Below are 19,678 nucleotides of genomic sequence, written 5' to 3'. Positions count from 1 at the left end.
GTTGATTAAACCAAAAAAAGAGACATCCCGGTCTGACGGGACATCTCGTTCAGGTACATCATATTTAAGGACTTTTCTTTTAACCGAACTACGCGTTATTAATAATGGTATTCATTGTTGTCCGATCCAGACCTTTGACCAGTTTCACAATCAGTTCTTTGGCCGCATCGTAGTCATCCGTATGAATAATGGAAGAAGAGGTGTGGATATAACGTGCGCAGATACCAATAACTGTTGATGGTACACCAATTCCACTCAGGTGAACTTGACCTGCATCGGTACCACCTGGTGAGATGAAATACTGCATTTTGATCTGATTGGATGAAGCCGTATCTTGAACATATTCCACCATTCCGCGATGGGTGAACATGCCCGGGTCAAAAATACGAAGCAATGCGCCTTCTCCGATATGTCCAAATGACTGTTTGTCACCTGTCATATCATTCGCCGCGCTACAGTCAAGTGCAAAGAAGATATCAGGCTGAATCAGATTGGCCGCCGTACGTGCACCGCGAAGCCCCAGTTCTTCCTGTACTGTTGCACCAGCATAGAGTGTATTGGGCAGTTTTTCCTTGTGCAGTGCTTCAACCAGTTCAAGTGCAAGTCCTACGCCGTAACGATTATCCCACGCTTTAGCCATAATTTTCTTCGGGTTCGCCATCGGCGTGAATTCACAGATTGGTACGATCTGCATACCTGGGTGGATGCCCCAAGATTCTGCTTCCGCACGGTTGTCTGCTCCAATATCGAGATACATGGAATTCAGATCAACAGGTTTATTCCGCTGGGATTCGTCCAGCAAGTGTGTAGGTGTAGAACCTACAACTCCGGTAATCCGACGATCAGGTGTGATGATTTCCAGTCGCTGAGACAGTACAGCCTGACTCCACCATCCACCTAGAGGACGGAATTTGACCATACCTGTTTCCGTAATGCCTGTAGTCATGAAACCAACTTCGTCAAAGTGTCCGGCTACCATAACTTTAGGACCGGATTCCTCCCCGCGTAATACACCAAATAGACTCCCCAGGCGATCCTGGACGAACTCATCGGTATAAGCGGAAAGCTTATCTTTCATCCAGCCGCGAAGCTCACGTTCAAAACCGGATGCGGAAGGAAATTCCGTCAACGTACGAAACATATCCATCGTTTTTTCATTCATGTGTCAACAACTCCTCTGTTGGTATGTATTTCAGGTCACAGTAGAACGGCTACCCGCCTGTTGTCCTTTTAAGATGTAGTTCAAAAGTCTTTTATCTTTTTGAACATGCACTTTAATATGCTGAGGACTTGTTATTTAACCACTGGTCACATTACAGTATGAACCTTGCGCAAGTGATTGTCCATGTTTATGTCACGTATTTAAGGCATATTTTGGGCGCTTACCGTGTCCAAGTTTCATGATTCTATCCGCTGTAGTCGCAGTCCTGATGCCACTTCAATGAATATGAATATATGGAGGAGATGTCATCATTTTTTGAAGTTCTTTATTTCAATATTTGTTTGTCTGTTTAAAGGAAGGAGCTAAATATACAATGAAGCCTCCAGAAGAGGGCACGGAAAAAGTACTGTTTATCGTTCTTTTTATCTTGCTCGTGATTGTTCTTCTTTATTTATAGACGTATCTAAAAGTCCTCAGATCCGGCGTATTCCCATCTTGTTTTCACAACATAATCTTGTTGGAAACATATGCTGTCTGTCGCCGGATACATAACCTTCCGATTATTAACAAACAATGAATATAGGATTACACACATTGGCATTCAGCCGTAGCTTTGAACCATTTTCACATAGAGGAGGTCTTGTATCTTGCCAGCTCAATCTGCATCCGGAAGCGAAAAAAAATCGTCGTCCCTGTCCATGGATGAAAAGGAGTACAAAAAAGTCGCAAAAAAACATGAGCCGCCTCGTCCAATCCTGAAAAATTGCCTCAAAGCATTTCTGGTTGGGGGTACCGTCTGTTTGATTGGACAGGCCATTCAAGAGGCTTTTATGGCCGGTTTCGACATGACATCGAAGGAAGCTTCCAGTCCTACGGTAGCGGTCATGATTCTCATATCGGTTATTCTAACGTGTCTCGGCGTTTACGATAAAATGGCTCAATGGGCAGGAGCAGGAACTGCTGTGCCGGTTACCGGCTTTGCCAATTCCATGTGTTCTGCTGCACTGGAACATCGTGCTGAAGGACTGGTGCTCGGTGTAGGGGCCAACATGTTTAAACTTGCTGGTTCCGTTATTGTGTTTGGTGTCGTGGCAGCATTTGTCGTAGGGATCGTTTATGCCTTTTTGGGATTTGGAGGTGGGCACCTATGAAGCGATTGGGTCGTCAAACGTGGCAGTTTGAAAATCGTCCGCGGATCATCGGTAAAGCCGCAGTTGTAGGACCAGAAGAAGGCGAGGGTCCACTGTCATCTGATTTCGATTATGTCTATGACAACCTCGAAATCGGCGAGAAGACGTGGGAAAAGGGAGAACGCAAACTGCTCGAACAGGCCTCCCAACTGGCCTTGGTAAATGCAAATATCACCAAGGAAGAGCTTCAATTTTTTGTTGGTGGAGATCTGATGAATCAGATTATCAGCAGTTCCTTTTCAGCACGAAAACTGGGTGTACCTTATCTGGGTGTCTTTGGTGCTTGCTCCACATCCATGGAAACATTAGCTCTGGCCTCCATGATTGTTGACTCCGGAGCTGGAGATTATGTCCTTGCAGGAACGGTGAGCCACAACTGTACGGTGGAAAAACAATTTCGTTATCCGACGGAGTATGGCTCCCAAAAGCCGCCTTATGCGCAATATACCGTCACAGGAGCAGGGTGTGGTGTGGTCTCCCGTACTGGTGATGGTCCCGTTGTTACCAAAGCCACCATTGGACGCATTATGGATTTGGGCATCAAAGATCCCTTTAATATGGGTTCAGCGATGGCGCCAGCAGCAGCCGACACTATAATCTCTCATTTCAGGGATACGGGATTGGAACCCGGCTATTATGATCTCATTGTGACTGGGGATCTGGCTTCCGTCGGTCTGCCAATTACGAAAGAGCTTTTGCAAAAAGAAGGCATTCCCATGGAACAGACGGTATTTAATGACTGCGGCCTGATGATCTATGATCGGGAGAAACAGCCTTATGTTGTTGCCGGGGGAAGTGGCTGCGGATGTTCAGCCACCGTCACCTATGGTCACATTTTGAACCGGATGCAGAAGGGTGATCTTAAACGGGTTCTCGTTGTTGCTACCGGGGCGCTGTTATCTCCGATTTCGTACCAGCAGGGTGAAAGTATTCCTTGTATTGCACATGCCGTAGCCATAGAAAAGGAGGGATAAAGGTAATGCAGTTCTTGTGGGCATTTATTGTTGGTGGTTTAATCTGTGTTATCGGACAGCTTCTAATGGATGGGGTTAAACTGACGCCAGCTCATACCATGAGTACACTTGTTGTGACAGGTGCGCTTGCGGATGCATTTGGCGTGTATGACCCCTTGGTTAAATTTGCAGGTGCGGGTGCTACCATCCCCATCACAAGTTTCGGTAATTCCTTGGTGCACGGGGCATTGACGGAGCTGGAAAAAGAGGGGTGGTTAGGTGTGATTACAGGGATTTTTGACCTGACTGCGGCGGGGATTTCGTCAGCGATCATCTTTTCTTTTCTCGCGGCATTGGTCGTTAGACCAAAAGGCTAACATAGAATGGGAAATCTACTTGAACATAGTGCGATTCAGCAGAGGCTTCGGATAACTTTTATCCGGGGCTTTTTTGTCGTATTCATGCGAGAACTGCGGTGAATCTGACGGGCTGGAAACAAATTGTGAGTTCCTTCGAGTGTACTCGTGACTCTGGATCATGTACAATAAAAGGAAATCTGTATGCTTTTTTAGGAGGTTAGACCACATGCCTGTGCGCAAAGAGTCGATCCAAATCATATCCGCAGTTCGTTCTAATCTGGAATCCTGTATTATGGGGAAATCCTTTGAAATTCAACTTTTACTTACAGCTTTGCTTGCAGGCGGGCACGTTCTGATTGAAGACGTACCGGGAACTGGCAAAACGCAGTTAATCAAGGCATTATCGAAATCCATGCGTGGTGAGTACCGGCGTATTCAATGTAATCCTGATATTTTACCTAGTGATATTACGGGCGTATCGGTGTTCCATCCGAAGGATGAGCGTTTTTATTTCCGACCAGGTCCTGTGATGACCAACATTTTGCTGGCTGATGAGATTAATCGGGCCACAACAAAAACCCAATCGGCTCTGCTCGAAGTTATGGAGGAGCGCAGCGTAACCGTTGATGGTGATACGTATGATCTGCCACATCCATTCATGCTCTGTGCAACTCAGAATCCGATTGATTTTGAAGGTACGTATACTTTGCCGGAAGCACAACTCGACCGGTTTATGTTGAAAATAAGTCTAGGTTATCCCGATAAGGAAATTGAGAAAATCCTATTGAAACAGCATCAGCTCGGTCAGCCTGTAGATCGCCTTGAATCCGTGACTCATATGGACCAGATCTCGGCAATCCAGCAGGAGATTAAAGAGGTCTTTATCGGTGATCCGGTTATGGACTATTTGCTGGATGTTGTTCGTCAAACCCGCTCCCACCCATCTGTATTGCTGGGTGCCAGCCCACGGGCAGCCATATCGTTCATGATGGCCGTAAAAGCCTTTGCTTTCTTGCAGGAACGTGATTATGTGCTTCCGGATGATGTGAAAACGATGGCCCCTTATGTGATCTCTCATCGTATTGTGCTTCGTCCCGAATCGAGACTGGACAGTATGAGTTCCGAGGCCGTTTTGAATGCCGTACTCCAGCAAGTACGCGTGCCCGTCTCCATGGGGCAATAGTTCATGAAGCCGCTTTTGAGAACAGTTAATAGAGGGTTACGCCACCCACGCGTATGGAGCATCGCAATGGTGTGGATGTGCTGTCTGGCTTATGTTTTGTTTCAGGGCGGGAAGACATCCCTTATGTTGCTGTCGATGGTGACCCTGCTCTGTGTGTATCTTGCCATTGCTGGATTTAGCGGGGTAAGACGTGCTCAAGGAGTTCGTAGGTTATCTTCTGGTCCAGACCACGAAGAATTGCTGCATGCGGGTGACCAGGTTCAAGTACAGCTGAGTCTGACGATTCCGGGATTCCTCCCGCTTCCTTATGTTGTTGTGCGTGAAATGCTGCATCGGCATAACGGAGAATCGTGGTCGTTCAAGGAAAGTTTGATTCCCAATATGCGAGGTAATGGCGAGTTGTCTTTTCAGACACCGCCACTTGAGCGGGGGAAGTATGTTTTTTCAGAAACGGAATGTGCCAGCGAGGACATATTTGGACTGATTGAACATCGAGGAAAGTTTAAGGCCAAAGGTGAGTTTCGCGTACTGCCAAGAACGGTATTTATTCCATATTGGCAGCTTTACGACCGCAAATCACGGTTATCCGGTCCTCAGACGGCGTTAACCCGCTCACGGAGAGAGACCACTCAGATCAATGGTGTACGTGACTACGTATACGGAGATCGACTTTCCCGCATTCACTGGAATGCAACGGCAAAGACAGGGAACTGGAAGTCCAAGGAGTTTGAACATGAGTCTGTGCCCAAAACCGTTCTGGTTTTGGATGCGCTGGCATCAAGTTATGATCATGGGGATGCATTTGAAATTGCCGTTTCCACGGCTGCCTCTCTGCTGGAGTATGGTGTCAGGGAACGAATGGGGATGGGGTTATTGACATTGTCAGACCAGACATCCTTCATGGCCCCCAGTGAAAGTCTGATGGAACGACAGAAGATGATGCATCATCTGGTGGATATTCAATATAACGGTCAGGATACCCATCTGTTGCCCAGCGTGGAAAGAATCGCACGTCAACTGCCTCAGGGAGCTTACTTTGTCGTGATTTCTCCCCAGAAGGATGAAAAAATAATGGAACTGTTGCGCTGGGCCGATACGCGGGGCATGACGCCATGTCATATTCTGATCGATACCAGTGAATCCCGCCGGAGTGCCGAGTGGAATGCCATGTTGAGTGGAAGAGGCACGAGGTCATTCACTGTTTCTCACTTGCAGGAGCTTCCAACGGTGATGGGGGGAGGTTCTGTATGAGTACAAAAGGAAATGAAAGTGTTACAGGCAAACGATCCTGGTATCATGCAGCGTCATTGCTCTGGATTTTCCTGATTGGAATGCAGTGGATTTCATTTACGCAGGAATCGTGGTACACGGAGACAACTTCTCTGGTGTTATGGACACTTGCAGCGGTCAGTGTGCTGGAGGTCATTCTGCCCTTCAAAACGATCTATCGGGCGATCATCAAGGCGGTCGTTGTTGGTTACATTTTGCATAAAACGCTAATTGATTATACGGTGTACATCCCTTATGGCTCTTTAACGGACCGAGCGGAACAATTCATATTACACATGACGCCGTACATCTGGTTCTCCCTGTGTGCATGGGTGATGCTTGAAGCTGCGCTTCGACTCGTGACCACAACACGTCGCATTCTTGTTTTTCTGGGTGTTAACATCATTTCGATGGGGATTCTCGATTCTTTCACCCAGATTCCACTCTGGATTGAAATCGCGTGGGTGATGTTTGCGGGGATGGGATGGCTCGTATGTCAGCATTTCCGTAACTATCAGCTTCAGTATCCACAAGGTTGGAAACGAATCATCCGGTATCCTTATAAAGTCCTGGCCAATATTGCCATTATCTTTTCTTTGATTATTGTAGCCAGCGTTAATATGCCGGAGATTCCACCCACCTTGACGGACCCATATACGGCGTGGCGTAACTATACCGGAACTTCCACAAGTCAGGCTGGTAACGGAAACCTTGATATTCCCTCAGCTACCGAATCGGGATACAGCAGGGAAGACAATCAGCTTGGTGGAGGTTTTAACTTCGACTATACCCCTGTCATGTCTGTCACGACCAATGAGCGCAGTTACTGGCGCGGTGAGACACGTGCAGAGTATACAGGCACAGGTTGGGATGACCGTGGACGGGGTTCGACAGAGAATGTTCAAGCTGGACAGCCTCTGGAGAACCAAGAATCCGGTAATGTGAATACCAAACAAGTGACTCAGAATGTAACGATGCTGAATGATAATGTCTATCCGATTCTCTTTGGTGCTTATTCGATCTCGGAAGTGAGCTCAATTAATGGTGAGGACAGAACGGAACGGATGTTGTGGAATGCTAAACAGGCTGAACTGCATGTGGTGACAGACCGTCAGCAACCGCAGTATCCCAAGACGTATACTATCGTATCCGAAGCCCCAGTGATTGTGGAAGATGAGCTTCGTACGAAGTCATTTGAAGATCTGTATAACAGTAATCCGGCAGATGATATGTACTTGCAGTTACCATCCCGTTTCCCTGACCGGGTTTCGGATCTGGCGGCCGAGATAACGGCATCTGCGAATACTCCGTATGAAAAAGTGGCATTACTGCAAAACTATTTACAAACTAACTTTGAATACACAAACAATCCGGATTTATCTCGAAAAGTAAGCAGCGACTTTGTGGAAGGTTTCCTGTTTGATATCATGGAAGGCTACTGTGATTACTTCTCCACTGCGCTGGTGATGATGGCGCGCTCGGAGGGCATTCCTGCAAGGTGGGTTAAAGGTTATGCGCCGGGACAACTGTCCCTGAATTCGGACATGCAGGCCCCACGTCAACCTGGTGCGGAGATTGAGACGACCTACACCGTTACCAATGCAGATGCACACTCCTGGGCAGAGGTTTACTTTGGTGAGTATGGTTGGATTCCTGTTGAAGCAACGCCGGGCTTTGATATGCCTCTGCTGACGGAACAGCCTGATGTACAACCTGTAGATGAGCCTGAAGAAGAGCCAGAAGAGGAGCCGGTACAAGAGGAAGAGCAGACCCCTGCACCTGAGCAGACATCGTCTGCCATCCCGACTTTTGTTATCTGGGCTGCAGGAGCCATTATTGTATTGTGGGTAGCATATATGTTCTGGCGTAATCGTTTCTCCATGCGATTCTTCCTGCTTCGTTTACGGACAGGTGGACCGCTCACCCCTGAACAGAAGGTCGTGGCAGAGACCGAGCGTTGGATTCAGTATGTGAAACGCAAAGGGTTGACCCGGAGCGGAGACGAGACACTTCGTGAATCGGTAGCCCGCTGGAGCCAGGCAAAACCTGCTGCAGAAGCAACATTGTATGAGCTTCTCACGAAGTTTGAACAGACTCGTTACAGTCCGGCGTCCGTAACTGCCGACGACTGGAAGGGCGTCTATCAGACCGCCTTGAAGCTGCGGAAGGAACTGAAAGCGGAACGGGCATAGTTGTTGCCCGTCCCGTTTTTCCTTTTTTCCTATGCCATCAGGCGCTGTATGCATTTTCAGGAAAGACGGATTTGTGATATAGTGTGTCGTATGAAACTGAGGTGACTTCTTTGTTTAAAATGTTAATGCCCAAGCTGCGTGTAGACACGGTTTTTGACATTAATCTGGAAGAGCTGTACGCTCAAGGCTACCGTGGAATTATAACTGATCTGGATAACACACTCGTTGGAGCCAAAGCCCCTGACGCTACGCCCGAACTGATTGAATGGTTTGCACGTGTGAAAGAGGCAGGTTTCAAGCTGATGATTGTGTCCAATAACAATTTGAATCGTGTATCCCTGTTTGCGACCCCGCTGGATATCCAGTTTGTGCATAGTGCACGCAAACCATCGAATGTACCGTTTCGTAGAGCAATGAAAATGATGGAGTTATCTCCTGAAAACACGATTGTAGTAGGCGATCAGATGCTTACGGACGTTTATGGAGGGAACCGGATGGGGTTATATACCGTTCTGGTACTGCCAATCTCCATTGGGGACGAAGGATTTATGACCCGCTTCAATCGACGCGTGGAACGGATTGCTCTAACGAGTTTACGCAGGAAAGGCTTATGGCTTGAGGAGGAAAAGAAGAAATGACAGAACCGCATAACGGCAATCTTGCCGTAAGGTGCAGCGGATGCGGCGTGCATCTGCAAACAGAAAATTCGGAATTACCAGGGTTTATCCCCGAGAAGGCATTGGATCGTGAACCGGTTATATGCCAGCGCTGCTTCCGCATCAAAAACTACAATGAGTCATCATCCGTTACGGTGGATCAGGACGAATTCCTGGCGCTGCTTAGCAAAATCGGGGATAAGGATGCACTTGTCATCCATATCGTTGATTTGTTTGACTTTGATGGCAGTATTATCTCCGGTCTGCAACGTTTTGTAGGCAACAATCCGGTATTGCTTGCTGTGAACAAAACGGACTTGCTTCCGAAAGTAACCAACTGGAACAAGGTTCGCAACTGGGTACAGAAGCAAGCCAAAGAACAAGGTTTGCGTACCGTCGATGTAGTCTTGTGCAGTGCAAAGCAAAATCAGGGCTTCGACCGACTGCTTGAGCTTGTAGGAACGTATCGCGAAGATCGTGACGTGTACGTGGTAGGCGGTACCAATGTGGGTAAATCCACACTGATTAACCGTCTGATTCGTGATTACAGCGATCTGGAGCAGGAACTGACCACATCCCGTTATCCGGGAACAACGCTGGATATGGTGAACATTCCGTTGGATGATGGAAAATATATCATTGATACGCCTGGAATCGTGTATCCATGGCGTTTCAGCGAGATTGTTTCACGTAAGGATCTCGCTGCCATCATGCCGGAAAAACCGCTTAAACCGGCTGTGTATCAGTTAAACTCCGGTCAGACGTTGTTCTTCGGCGGCATGGCTCGATTTGACTTTGTGGAAGGTGATCGCCAGTCGTTCACTTGTTTTATCAGCACTGCGCTTGATATTCACCGGACGAAGCTGGAACGTGCAGATGATCTGTACCGCGACCACCTGGGAGAATTGTTGTCTCCGCCAACCCGTGAGGATGCAGCAGAGATGGCTGAATGGACCAGACATGAATTCCGCATCAAACGCGGCAGTCAATCGGATGTATTCATCTCGGGTCTGGGCTGGATTAAGGTTAATGGCGATATTGGAGCGCTTGTTGCTGTTCATGCTCCAAAAGGCATTCGTGTACAGATCCGCCCATCCTTGATCTAGTAAACTCAGAAGCTGTACATCAGATGGATCGGAGGCGGACCTATGTCTGAGCAGAACAAATTCAACTCTTCACTTCCCGTGTTGCTTGGTGTTATGGGTGATCCTATTGCTCACTCCAAGTCTCCGGCAATGCACAATGCGGCTCTGCATGCTGCAGGAGTGAATGGAATGTATATGCCACTGCATGTTCATCCGGATCAACTGGAAGCGGCCGTTCGCGGAATTGTGGCACTGGGCTATCGTGGTGTTAATGTCACCATCCCGCACAAAGAGCAGGTGATGCAGTATCTGGATGTGATCGATGAAAGTGCTCGCCTGATTGGTGCGGTGAATACCATCGTCAATGAAGGTGGAACACTGACAGGGTACAATACGGATGGTATAGGCTATGTCCGCTCCCTGAAGGAAGAGGCTGTGCCTGAGCTTGCTGGTAAACGTATTGCTGTACTCGGAGCAGGAGGAGCAGCGAGAGGTGTCATATATGCACTTGCACTGGAGAAGCCTGAGCGGATCCATATCCTAAACCGTACAGCGGACAGGGCTATTGCACTTGCTTCGGATTTGCGGGGGCATGGCTTGGGAGAAATCTCGGGCAGTGGCATGGAAGACGTTGCGACGGTACTGGCTATGGCTGATATCGTGATTAACACAACCGCTGCAGGAATGCACCCGTATGTTGATGACGTACCGGTTGATCCCACACTGATCCGTGAAGGCGCAGCGGTGAGTGATCTGATCTACAATCCGCTGGAGACCCGTCTGCTTCGAGAATCGCGGATGCGAGGATGCACGGTGCACGGTGGTCTGGGTATGTTTGTATACCAAGGCGCAGTGGCCTTTGAACATTGGCTCGGCATTCCGGCTCCTGTGGAGACGATGAGACGAGCAGTACTAAACAGTTTTGAAGTGTGAAAATAATAATTGAATGGTCAGGTCCGGACAGTTTTTGCGCTGTCGATCAGGGCCTGCTCAACATAAGGAGTATGGAGTATTCATGTTAAACGGTAAACAAAAGCGCTTTTTGCGGTCACAGGCACATCACCTGACCCCTGTATTTCAGATTGGTAAAGGTGGAACCAATGAGCACCTGTTCCGTCACATCGAAGATGCGATTGAGAAGCGCGAATTGATGAAAGTGCAAGTGTTGAACAACAATGACGAGGACAGAAAAGAGATGGCAGAAGAAGTTGCCCGTGAAACGGGAAGTGAGCTTGTACAACTCATCGGTAACACAATCATCCTGTACAAAGAATCGCGCGATAACAAACAAATCGAACTACCTAGATAAGGGAGCGTGACGTAGGTGAAGATCGGCATCATGGGTGGTACGTTTGATCCGATCCACATGGGACACCTCCTGGCAGCTGAAGCGGCAAGGGACTCGCATGCACTGGATGAGATCTGGTTCATGCCTTCCCATGTTCCACCTCACAAACGCGGAGCCGGAGCTTCGGGACAGCAACGTCTCGATATGACGGAAGCGGCTGTGAAGGGTGTGCAGCAATATGAGGTACTGGGTATCGAGATGGAATTGGGTGGAGTGTCTTATACCATCGATACGATGAAGGAACTGTGGCGTCGCCATCCTGAACATGAATTTTATTTCATTATCGGGGCGGATATGGTGAACTATCTTCCCAAATGGGAGCAGATTGAAGAGCTTGCAGAACGCTTAACCTTTATTGGAGTTGGTCGGCCGGGCTTCCAGTTACATCTGGATGATTTACCAGACGAGTTACAGGATCGGGTCCTGCTGGCCGAGATGCCCTTGGTCGATATTTCATCGACAGCCGTACGCAGACGTCTGGCCAAAGGACATTCGGTACGCTTCATGATTCCTGATGAAGTACACCAATACATTGTAAGGAGCGGTTTATATGGCACTAAGCCGTGAGGAACTGATTCAAGCCGTATCCGGACAAATGCCGGAAAAACGCTGGAAGCATACACTGGGTGTAATGGAATCGTCAGTGATGTTGGCTGAAAAATACGGTGCTGATCCTGTGAAAGCAGATCTGGCAGCGATATTGCATGATGTGGCGAAGTACTGGCCCGTAGCGGAGATGGAAGCGGTCATCCGTGATAACGGATTAAACCAGGAACTTCTGCAGCATGACAAGCAACTCTGGCATTCCGAAGTCGGTGCTTTTGTAGCCGAGCGAGATTACGGTGTAGAAGATTCCGAAGTTATTAATGCCATCCGGTGGCATACCTCGGGTCGGGTAGGCATGAGCTTGCTGGACAAAGTGGTATGTCTTGCCGATTACATTGAACCGGGACGAGATTTCCCGGGAGTGGATCACATTCGCGAACAGGCTGAACGTAGTCTGGAGGAAGGTTTAATTGCCGGATTCGATTCGACGATCAGCTTGCTGATCTCGCAACGACGTGTCATTTATCCTTTGACTATGCTGTCGCGGAATGACTTAATTGCACAATTATAGATTATGGAGGTTGGTTCATGACAGTATCATCGAAAGAACTTATGAATATGGCGGTTGCTGCCGCTGACGACAAAAAGGCATCCAACATTGTAGCGTTGGATCTGATTAATGTTTCTCTGGTGGCAGATTATTTTGTTATTTGTCACGGGAATTCCGATACACAGGTACAAGCCATTGCCACTGAAATTCGCAAACAGGCTCATGCAGCCGGAGCGACGATCAAAGGTATCGAAGGTATGGATTCAGCACGTTGGGTATTGATGGACATGGGCGATGTTGTTGTTCATATCTTCCACCGTGACGAGCGTGAATACTACAACATTGAACGACTATGGTCTGATGCCAAAGTGGTGGAAACTGTATGAGTTTGATTGCTGGAACAGTCGTCTCTTTGCCGGTTTCACGTGAAGTGTCTCCGTTTGGCTTCTTTTTGACGACAGGATCGGAAGATGTACTGCTTCACTATACCGAGTTAACACGGGATATTAAAATTGGTGAGACGCTTGAGGTATTTGTATTCTTTGATACAGAAGATCGTCTGGCCGTAACGATGAAAAAGCCTTATCTCATGCTTGGCGAAATGGCACGACTGGTTGTGGCTGATGTTCACCCACGACTGGGCTGTTTCCTGGAAATGGGCCTTGGACGGCAATTGCTGCTTCCTATTCGTGAATTGCCTGAACTGGAAGAACTGCGTCCTCAAGTGGGGGATGAAGTCTTTGTAATAATGGAACATGACAAGCAGGGACGTCTGCGTGCCAAATTGGCCGGGGAACGTGAGCTTTCACCATTGTCTTTCCATGCGCCAACTTCATGGTTAAACGAGTGGGTTGAAGCGACGGTATACAAGCCACTGCAGATGGGTACTTTTGTACTTGTAGAGGGCGGTGTACTGGGCTTTGGCGCAATTGGTATGATTCATTCATCCGAACGTAGTCATATGCTGCGTCTTGGTGAGAAAGTGAAATGTCGGGTGACACTGGTACGTGAAGACGGACGTGTGAATCTGGCCATGACTCAACTCAAACAAGTTGGACGTAACGAAGATGCAGACAAGCTGCTCGCTTTCATGAAAGAACGCCCTATGGGCGGCATGCCTTACTCGGATGCAACTCCGCCGGATATCATCAAGCAGCGCTTTGGCATCAGTAAGTCTGCTTTCAAGCGTGCCTTGGGGAAATTGATGAAGGACGGACTGGTGGTCCAAAAGGAAAGCTGGACATATCTGTCCGAATCTGCTCCTGCGGATCAAAGTGAAAATAAGTAATTTTCCTGATTAAATAGTTGTAATATGGAACTCGGATAAGGCAGGGATAGGCTGGGTAAACACCGGATGCCCCTGTCTTTTCTTTTGTTAACAGGATTGGAAAATGAAATTGAAAGTGCGGTGCCTGACATGTCTTACCGGAAATTTGCCTATGTGTATGATGAATTAATGGAAGATATGCCTTATCCGGACTGGATAAGGTTTGCAAGAACAGCATGGGAAAAGCATGGAATGCCCAAAAGTGTCGCTGAACTTGGCTGTGGAACGGGCTCCATTACGATCCCGCTCGTGAACTCCGGTTTCGAAGTTACAGGCATTGACCTCTCATCAGATATGCTGTCGGTTGCACGCAGCAAGATGGAGGCTACGCCTCAGGGTCATCGCTTGTATCGCGAGGGCAGTGTCCGTTGGGTGCAGCAGGATATGCGGGAATGGCGAGTTCCGGAACCTGTGGATTCGGTGATATCTTTCTGTGATTGTGTCAATTATTTGCTTGAACAAGAAGATGTCGTTCGTACTTTCCAGCGGACATACGAAATGCTGAAGCCTGGTGGAACGTTCCTGTTTGATGTGCATCATCCCAATACCCTTATTCGTTATGATGAGGAGCAGCCTTTTGTACTGGATGAGCGCTCCGTATCTTATATTTGGACTTGTGATCTGGACCAGGATCGCTGTGAGATTGAGCATCATCTCAGTATTTTTTCGCGTGTGGATGATGGTAACAAGGATATGTACCAGCGGTTTGAAGAAGTTCATGTCCAGCGTGCATATAATCCGGACTGGATGAAGCTGGAGTTATCCAAGGCAGGTTTTAGAGACGTGAAGGTATATGCGGATTTTGAATGGAAAGAGGCCGGAGACAGCGCACAGCGCTTGTTCTACGTTGCTGTGAAGTAAGAGCGAATAATGAGAACTGTCCTTATGTATGGTGCATAAGGGCAGTTTTTTTGTTTGATTTTTTTGGAGAATGAATAAAAAGCTTCTGCAATCCGGCAAGGAACTGCTAGGAAAGACTTACGAGCATGACAAAAAGTATTGCCAGTTAAAGTAAAGGAGGCGATAATAGTCGGATAGAAAGCGTTTTCTAAGGAAATCAATAGTCGAGGTGAGGTGTAGAGGTGGAAAGTACATATAAAACAAGACTTACGTCAGAACAACTGAATGCCATAATAGAGCAGCATTTCTCTGCGAGTATACAGGACTACAAGGAAATGGTGGATGGCTGGGCCAATCATGCATATCTCATCACACTTAGTGACGTACAGCGAGTGGTACTCAAAATTGCACCTTCGGCTTCGACCAATGTGATGCGTTGTGAGCAGGATCTCATGATTGCCGAGGTTGAGGCACTGCGACTCATCAGCGAGCTGCAAGATGTTCCCATACCCCAAGTACTAGCTTATGATGATTCGTTAACTATGGCTTCAGCGCGTTATTTTATCATGGAGTACATGTCTGGAACACCCTATAATCAGGTCAAGGATCAATATTCTGCGGAAGAGCAGGAAGCCGTTGAACAACAACTGGGGCGCTATAATCGTCGAATTAATGAAATCAAGGGTGAGAAGTTTGGATATTTCTCGGAGCACAAACAGCGATATTCCACATGGAAAGAAGCATTTATGAATCTGATGGATGACATTCTTACCGATGGGGAAGAAGCCGGAATTACATTTTCGATCGACTATCCTGAATTGAGACGCTTGATTGAAGATAAGTCGGATGCGCTTAACGATGTCAAAGAACCTGTGCTTGTCAGTTGGGATCTGTGGGATGGCAATGTGTTAGTAGACAAAGGTCGCATCACAGCGATTATTGATTTTGAACGTTCACTGTGGGCAGATCCTCTGATGGAGCATTATTTCAGTCATTTTAACTATACGCCCGGTTTTGTGAAAGGGTATGGGCATGCGATTACGACTGAAAGTGAGCTGAAAAGAAGAAGTCTCTATGACTTGTACTTTGATCTGGTGCTGCGCATTGAGTGCGCTTATCGTCAATATGATAATCAGGAACATGTGAATTGGACCATTCATAATCTGGAGGAAGGCATTGAGCGTTTTCGGTTATCTTGAAAAGAAACCAGCGTTATGAACGGTACGAAGCGTAGACTTCAAGATAGCGATTATAACGTGTAATATTGACTTTGGGCTTGCTTTTTTATATAATGGTCCCGATATTGTATACATATTTCGATGATAAGGATCAGTAGTAATTCCTGTACATAACAGAGAGCCGGCGGTTGGTGCAAGCCGGTTGACAGTGATTTGCGAACTCGCCTTGGAGAAATGCGGTGATTACACCATTCTGTTTAACCTGCTTGTATAAAGCTTGGGATCAGGAATGGAAATCCGCATCGGTTAACCGCCGTTACAGGTCCAAAGGGAGTGGATGACGAAGCACGTTCGTCCGCTAACTAGGGTGGTACCACGGGAATTCAACCTCTCGTCCCTAGCGCTGCAAACGCTACGGGATGCTGAGGTTTTTTTGTTGCAATTAAAGCTAAAGTGAATAACCTGAAGGAGGAACAATAGATGAGTGAGAATAACCAGCCGAAACACGGCTATCAGCCACAAGTCATGGAAAAAAGTTGGCAGCAATATTGGGATGCAAATAAAACGTTTAAAACGGGTGAGGACCCTGCTAAACCGAAATTTTATGCACTGGATATGTTCCCTTATCCATCCGGTTCAGGTCTGCACGTAGGTCACCCGGAAGGATATACGGCAACGGATATCGTTTCCCGTTACAAACGTATGCGCGGTTACAACGTATTGCACCCAATGGGTTGGGATGCTTTCGGTCTGCCTGCTGAGCAGCATGCACTGGATACAGGTGAACATCCACGAGATATTACATTCCGTAATATTGACAATTTCCGTCGCCAGATCAAATCGCTCGGTTTCTCTTATGACTGGGATCGTGAGATCAGCACAACGGACCCTGAATACTATAAATGGACACAATGGATCTTTATCCAGCTGTACAATAAGGGCCTGGCTTATGTGGATGAAGTTGCAGTTAACTGGTGTGAAGCCCTTGGAACGGTACTTGCTAATGAAGAGGTTATTGATGGCAAGAGTGAACGTGGTGGACATCCGGTTGTACGCAAACCGATGCGTCAATGGGTTCTGAGAATTACCGAGTATGCAGAGCGTCTGTTGGAAGACCTGGAAGAGCTGGATTGGTCTGAAAGCATCAAGGATATGCAGCGCAACTGGATCGGTAAATCGACAGGTGCGGAAGTTGTATTTGCCATTGAGGGTCGCGAGGAAGTCATCAAGGTGTTCACTACCCGTGCGGACACATTGTTTGGTGCGAGCTTTGCAGTACTTGCTCCGGAACATGAATTGGTAGAAGCAATTACAACCGATGACCAACGTGAAGCGATTCAGGCTTATCAGGAGCAGGCTTCTCGTAAGAGTGATCTGGAACGTACAGATTTGGCCAAAGACAAAACAGGTGTATTCACTGGCGCTTATGCAATCAATCCCGTTAATGGTGCAAAACTGCCGATCTGGATTGCCGATTATGTTCTTGCAGGTTACGGTACAGGTGCGGTTATGGCAGTTCCGGGTCATGATGCACGCGACTGGGAATTTGCGAAGCAGTTCGGTCTGGATATCATCGAGGTTATTCAAGGCGGAGACGTTACACAAGAGGCATATTCGGGTGATGGCGCGCATGTGAATTCCGATTTCTTGAACGGACTGAATAATGAAGAAGCGGTTGCCAAGATGATTGCTTGGTTGGAAGAGAACGGTAAAGGACAAGGTAAAGTAACCTATCGTCTGCGCGATTGGCTGTTCAGCCGTCAGCGTTACTGGGGTGAGCCAATCCCGATTCTGCATCTGGAAGACGGAACGATGAAGACAGTACCGGAGGATCAACTTCCACTGCTGCTGCCTGATATCGACCAGATCAAACCTTCGGGTACTGGAGAATCACCGCTGGCGAATGTTACAGAGTGGGTGAATACGGTAGATCCGGAAACGGGAATGAAGGCACGTCGTGAGACTAACACCATGCCACAATGGGCGGGTAGCTGCTGGTATTACCTGCGCTTTATCGATCCACACAATGACAAGGAACTGATCTCCAAGGAGAAACAGCAACAGTGGCTGCCAGTTGATCTGTACATTGGCGGAGCAGAGCATGCGGTGCTTCACTTGCTGTACGCTCGTTTCTGGCACAAAGTGCTGTATGATCTGGGTGTTGTGGAGACCAAAGAACCTTTCCACAAATTGGTGAACCAAGGTATGATCCTGGGTACGAATAATGAGAAAATGAGTAAATCCCGTGGTAATGTCATTAACCCGGATGAAATCGTCAATGAATTCGGTGCAGATACATTGCGTCTGTACGAGATGTTCATGGGACCATTGGAAGCGACAAAACCGTGGAATGCAAACGGGGTTGAAGGCATGCACCGCTTCCTGTCACGTGTATGGCGTCTCTTCATTAACGAAGACACAGGAGCCATCAATGACAAGATTACGGTGGACGGTGGAACGGATGAGTTCAAACGGACTGCTCACAAAACGATCAAAAAAGTTACGGAAGATCTGGAACATCTGCGCTTCAACACTTCCATCAGCCAGCTGATGATTTTCATCAACGATGCATACAAAGCGGACACACTGCCTCGTGAAGCGATGGAGAAATTTGTGCAGCTGTTGTCACCACTGGCACCGCATATGGCAGAGGAACTGTGGAGCCGTTTGGGTCATGAAGGTGGAATCTCTTACGTGGCTTGGCCTGAATATGATGAGTCCATGACAGTGGATGCTGAAGTGGAAATCGTTGTTCAGGTAAATGGTAAAATTGTAACTCGTGCTACGATCGCGAAGGATCTGGATGCACAGGGTATGCAGGACTTTACGATGGAGCTGGCACCTGTTAAGCAGGCGCTGGAAGGCAAGACCATTCGCAAGGTCATTGCCGTTCCAGGCAAACTCGTTAATATTGTTGCCGGTTAATCTCACCGGCTCGGAATAGTTCATCCAGCTTTAACAAATCTTCATCATATTTGTCATGTGTCGTGTGGATCAGACTGTCGAAAACACCGTCGAGACTTACCTTCAGCAGTGCAAGTGCCTGAGCGGTAATACCGCCGGGTACAGCGACACGAGCCTGAAGCTCTTGAGGGGTGTATCCTCCTTCGGTGAGCAGCTTGCCTGTTCCCAGGAGCATTTCGCCAGCCAGAGCGCAGGCATCTGCCCTTTTAATGCCTGTCAGCTTCACTGCACTTTCGATCCACTGTTCCAAAAAGAACGATATGAATGCAGGTCCGCAGCTGGAGAAGTCGGATGTGATTCGTGTACAGGCTTCATCCACTTGGTACGGCCTGCCTATATGACTGAGCAGACTTTCCAACACAGCGCGGTCTTCACTGGTCATTCGTTCGCCATGTATGCAGAGGGATGCTCCACTGCCGACTTGGTGTGTGACGCTGGGAATTACCTTGGAGACTTTGCAAGGAAGTGAAGATTCCAGATGTCGCAGCTGCACGGGACTGGTGATCGAGACAATTATATGATTGGGGTTCACGACAGGCAGGATGTCGTCAATAACATGTTTGAATTCAAGCGGCTTCACGCACAGGAAGATGATATTACTTCGGATCACCGTTTCCCGATTGCTCTGGGATTCATGCAGACCGGGGTAACGGAGGGATAACTGACGTACTTTGGACGGGGTTCGATTGCTGGCCGCGATCTGCCGGGGCTCAAGTGCACCCGATTGGATCAGGGCATAGATTAGCAGGCTGCCCATGCTGCCGGTTCCGATAAATCCAACCTTCATTGTTTCAGGCCTCCTTTCATGCTTTACGGTACTGGCGCAGTTCATTCCCTCTATTCTATGCGTGAGGACCTGTTTCACATGACATGAAA

General features: G+C 47.8%; 19 protein-coding genes and 1 other annotated feature. Of the genes, 17 read left to right on the top strand and 2 right to left on the bottom strand.

Going from position 1 to position 19,678, the window contains the following annotated elements; translation table 11 throughout:
• Positions 1 to 88: 88 nt before the first annotated feature.
• A complete protein-coding gene (locus BS614_RS25095; protein ID WP_074095923.1) occupies positions 89 to 1,162 on the bottom strand; it encodes a M42 family metallopeptidase in 1,074 nt (357 codons plus the stop codon).
• A gap of 647 nt (positions 1,163 to 1,809) precedes the next feature.
• On the opposite strand from BS614_RS25095, the gene spoVAC reads away from it, so the two are divergent.
• The 17 genes from spoVAC to leuS all read left to right on the top strand — a co-directional run bounded on the left by spoVAC (position 1,810) and on the right by leuS (position 18,763).
• Complete coding sequence (gene spoVAC, locus BS614_RS25090) at positions 1,810 to 2,313, top strand: stage V sporulation protein AC (RefSeq protein ID WP_036615164.1); 504 nt, start codon at positions 1,810 to 1,812, stop codon at positions 2,311 to 2,313.
• Positions 2,310 to 3,326 (top strand): stage V sporulation protein AD, encoded by a 1,017-nt coding sequence (spoVAD, locus tag BS614_RS25085; protein WP_074095922.1) that lies wholly within the window; start codon positions 2,310 to 2,312, stop codon positions 3,324 to 3,326. Before spoVAC ends, spoVAD begins: the two co-directional genes overlap by 4 nt.
• 5 nt (positions 3,327 to 3,331) lie before the next feature.
• The gene (gene spoVAE, locus BS614_RS25080; protein WP_036615159.1) at positions 3,332 to 3,682 is read left to right on the top strand and encodes a stage V sporulation protein AE; all 351 of its coding nucleotides are present in this window, start codon (positions 3,332 to 3,334) and stop codon (positions 3,680 to 3,682) included.
• A 208-nt stretch (positions 3,683 to 3,890) separates the two neighbouring features.
• Positions 3,891 to 4,847: an AAA family ATPase gene (locus BS614_RS25075; protein WP_036615157.1), complete on the top strand. Its 957-nt coding sequence runs from the start codon at positions 3,891 to 3,893 to the stop codon at positions 4,845 to 4,847.
• 3 nt (positions 4,848 to 4,850) lie between these two features.
• The gene (locus tag BS614_RS25070; protein ID WP_210436948.1) at positions 4,851 to 6,098 is read left to right on the top strand and encodes a DUF58 domain-containing protein; all 1,248 of its coding nucleotides are present in this window, start codon (positions 4,851 to 4,853) and stop codon (positions 6,096 to 6,098) included.
• Positions 6,095 to 8,308, top strand: a complete 2,214-nt coding sequence (locus BS614_RS25065; RefSeq protein WP_074095920.1) for a DUF4129 domain-containing transglutaminase family protein — start codon at positions 6,095 to 6,097, stop codon at positions 8,306 to 8,308. Before BS614_RS25070 ends, BS614_RS25065 begins: the two co-directional genes overlap by 4 nt.
• A 110-nt stretch (positions 8,309 to 8,418) precedes the next feature.
• Positions 8,419 to 8,946 (top strand): YqeG family HAD IIIA-type phosphatase, encoded by a 528-nt coding sequence (locus BS614_RS25060; protein WP_036615148.1) that lies wholly within the window; start codon positions 8,419 to 8,421, stop codon positions 8,944 to 8,946.
• Positions 8,943 to 10,070, top strand: a complete 1,128-nt coding sequence (yqeH, locus tag BS614_RS25055) for a ribosome biogenesis GTPase YqeH (protein ID WP_017687184.1) — start codon at positions 8,943 to 8,945, stop codon at positions 10,068 to 10,070. The genes BS614_RS25060 and yqeH overlap by 4 nt, the downstream gene beginning before the upstream one ends.
• A gap of 42 nt (positions 10,071 to 10,112) precedes the next feature.
• Entirely contained in the window at positions 10,113 to 10,982 is an 870-nt protein-coding gene (aroE, locus tag BS614_RS25050) for a shikimate dehydrogenase (protein WP_074095919.1), read from the top strand.
• Between the two features lie 82 nt (positions 10,983 to 11,064).
• Positions 11,065 to 11,358: a ribosome assembly RNA-binding protein YhbY gene (yhbY, locus tag BS614_RS25045; protein WP_017687186.1), complete on the top strand. Its 294-nt coding sequence runs from the start codon at positions 11,065 to 11,067 to the stop codon at positions 11,356 to 11,358.
• A gap of 15 nt (positions 11,359 to 11,373) precedes the next feature.
• Positions 11,374 to 11,964 (top strand): nicotinate-nucleotide adenylyltransferase, encoded by a 591-nt coding sequence (locus BS614_RS25040; RefSeq protein ID WP_074095918.1) that lies wholly within the window; start codon positions 11,374 to 11,376, stop codon positions 11,962 to 11,964.
• Complete coding sequence (gene yqeK, locus BS614_RS25035; protein ID WP_074095917.1) at positions 11,948 to 12,514, top strand: bis(5'-nucleosyl)-tetraphosphatase (symmetrical) YqeK; 567 nt, start codon at positions 11,948 to 11,950, stop codon at positions 12,512 to 12,514. The genes BS614_RS25040 and yqeK overlap by 17 nt, the downstream gene beginning before the upstream one ends.
• A gap of 17 nt (positions 12,515 to 12,531) precedes the next feature.
• On the top strand, positions 12,532 to 12,879 hold the full coding sequence (gene rsfS, locus BS614_RS25030) for a ribosome silencing factor (RefSeq protein ID WP_036615136.1): 348 nt from the start codon (positions 12,532 to 12,534) through the stop codon (positions 12,877 to 12,879).
• Complete coding sequence (locus tag BS614_RS25025) at positions 12,876 to 13,781, top strand: CvfB family protein (protein WP_036668546.1); 906 nt, start codon at positions 12,876 to 12,878, stop codon at positions 13,779 to 13,781. The genes rsfS and BS614_RS25025 overlap by 4 nt, the downstream gene beginning before the upstream one ends.
• 129 nt (positions 13,782 to 13,910) lie before the next feature.
• Complete coding sequence (locus BS614_RS25020; RefSeq protein WP_036660118.1) at positions 13,911 to 14,681, top strand: class I SAM-dependent DNA methyltransferase; 771 nt, start codon at positions 13,911 to 13,913, stop codon at positions 14,679 to 14,681.
• Positions 14,682 to 14,902: 221 nt separating this feature from the next.
• Complete coding sequence (locus BS614_RS25015; protein WP_074095916.1) at positions 14,903 to 15,859, top strand: phosphotransferase family protein; 957 nt, start codon at positions 14,903 to 14,905, stop codon at positions 15,857 to 15,859.
• Between the two features lie 111 nt (positions 15,860 to 15,970).
• Positions 15,971 to 16,240 (top strand) — a binding site (T-box leader).
• Positions 16,241 to 16,318: 78 nt separating this feature from the next.
• Positions 16,319 to 18,763 (top strand): leucine--tRNA ligase, encoded by a 2,445-nt coding sequence (gene leuS / locus BS614_RS25010; RefSeq protein WP_074095915.1) that lies wholly within the window; start codon positions 16,319 to 16,321, stop codon positions 18,761 to 18,763.
• Here the strand turns inward: leuS and comER are convergent.
• A complete protein-coding gene (gene comER / locus BS614_RS25005; protein WP_036615122.1) occupies positions 18,744 to 19,589 on the bottom strand; it encodes a late competence protein ComER in 846 nt (281 codons plus the stop codon). The two genes, leuS and comER, sit on opposite strands and share 20 nt — an antisense overlap.
• Positions 19,590 to 19,678 lie beyond the last annotated feature (89 nt).

The organism is Paenibacillus xylanexedens (assembly GCF_001908275.1).
GTDB lineage: Bacteria > Bacillota > Bacilli > Paenibacillales > Paenibacillaceae > Paenibacillus > Paenibacillus xylanexedens_A.
Note: the sequence above shows the minus strand (reverse complement) of the source record. Positions and strands in the feature narration are given on the sequence as shown.

Coding starts and splice junctions, on each gene's coding strand:
- BS614_RS25095 (WP_074095923.1), bottom strand. CDS start 1,162: ATGAATGAAAAAACGATGGATATGTTTCGTACGTTGACGGAATTTCCT.
- spoVAD (WP_074095922.1), top strand. CDS start 2,310: ATGAAGCGATTGGGTCGTCAAACGTGGCAGTTTGAAAATCGTCCGCGG.
- spoVAE (WP_036615159.1), top strand. CDS start 3,332: ATGCAGTTCTTGTGGGCATTTATTGTTGGTGGTTTAATCTGTGTTATC.
- BS614_RS25075 (WP_036615157.1), top strand. CDS start 3,891: ATGCCTGTGCGCAAAGAGTCGATCCAAATCATATCCGCAGTTCGTTCT.
- BS614_RS25070 (WP_210436948.1), top strand. CDS start 4,851: ATGAAGCCGCTTTTGAGAACAGTTAATAGAGGGTTACGCCACCCACGC.
- BS614_RS25065 (WP_074095920.1), top strand. CDS start 6,095: ATGAGTACAAAAGGAAATGAAAGTGTTACAGGCAAACGATCCTGGTAT.
- yqeH (WP_017687184.1), top strand. CDS start 8,943: ATGACAGAACCGCATAACGGCAATCTTGCCGTAAGGTGCAGCGGATGC.
- aroE (WP_074095919.1), top strand. CDS start 10,113: ATGTCTGAGCAGAACAAATTCAACTCTTCACTTCCCGTGTTGCTTGGT.
- yhbY (WP_017687186.1), top strand. CDS start 11,065: ATGTTAAACGGTAAACAAAAGCGCTTTTTGCGGTCACAGGCACATCAC.
- yqeK (WP_074095917.1), top strand. CDS start 11,948: ATGGCACTAAGCCGTGAGGAACTGATTCAAGCCGTATCCGGACAAATG.
- rsfS (WP_036615136.1), top strand. CDS start 12,532: ATGACAGTATCATCGAAAGAACTTATGAATATGGCGGTTGCTGCCGCT.
- BS614_RS25025 (WP_036668546.1), top strand. CDS start 12,876: ATGAGTTTGATTGCTGGAACAGTCGTCTCTTTGCCGGTTTCACGTGAA.
- BS614_RS25020 (WP_036660118.1), top strand. CDS start 13,911: ATGTCTTACCGGAAATTTGCCTATGTGTATGATGAATTAATGGAAGAT.
- leuS (WP_074095915.1), top strand. CDS start 16,319: ATGAGTGAGAATAACCAGCCGAAACACGGCTATCAGCCACAAGTCATG.
- comER (WP_036615122.1), bottom strand. CDS start 19,589: ATGAAGGTTGGATTTATCGGAACCGGCAGCATGGGCAGCCTGCTAATC.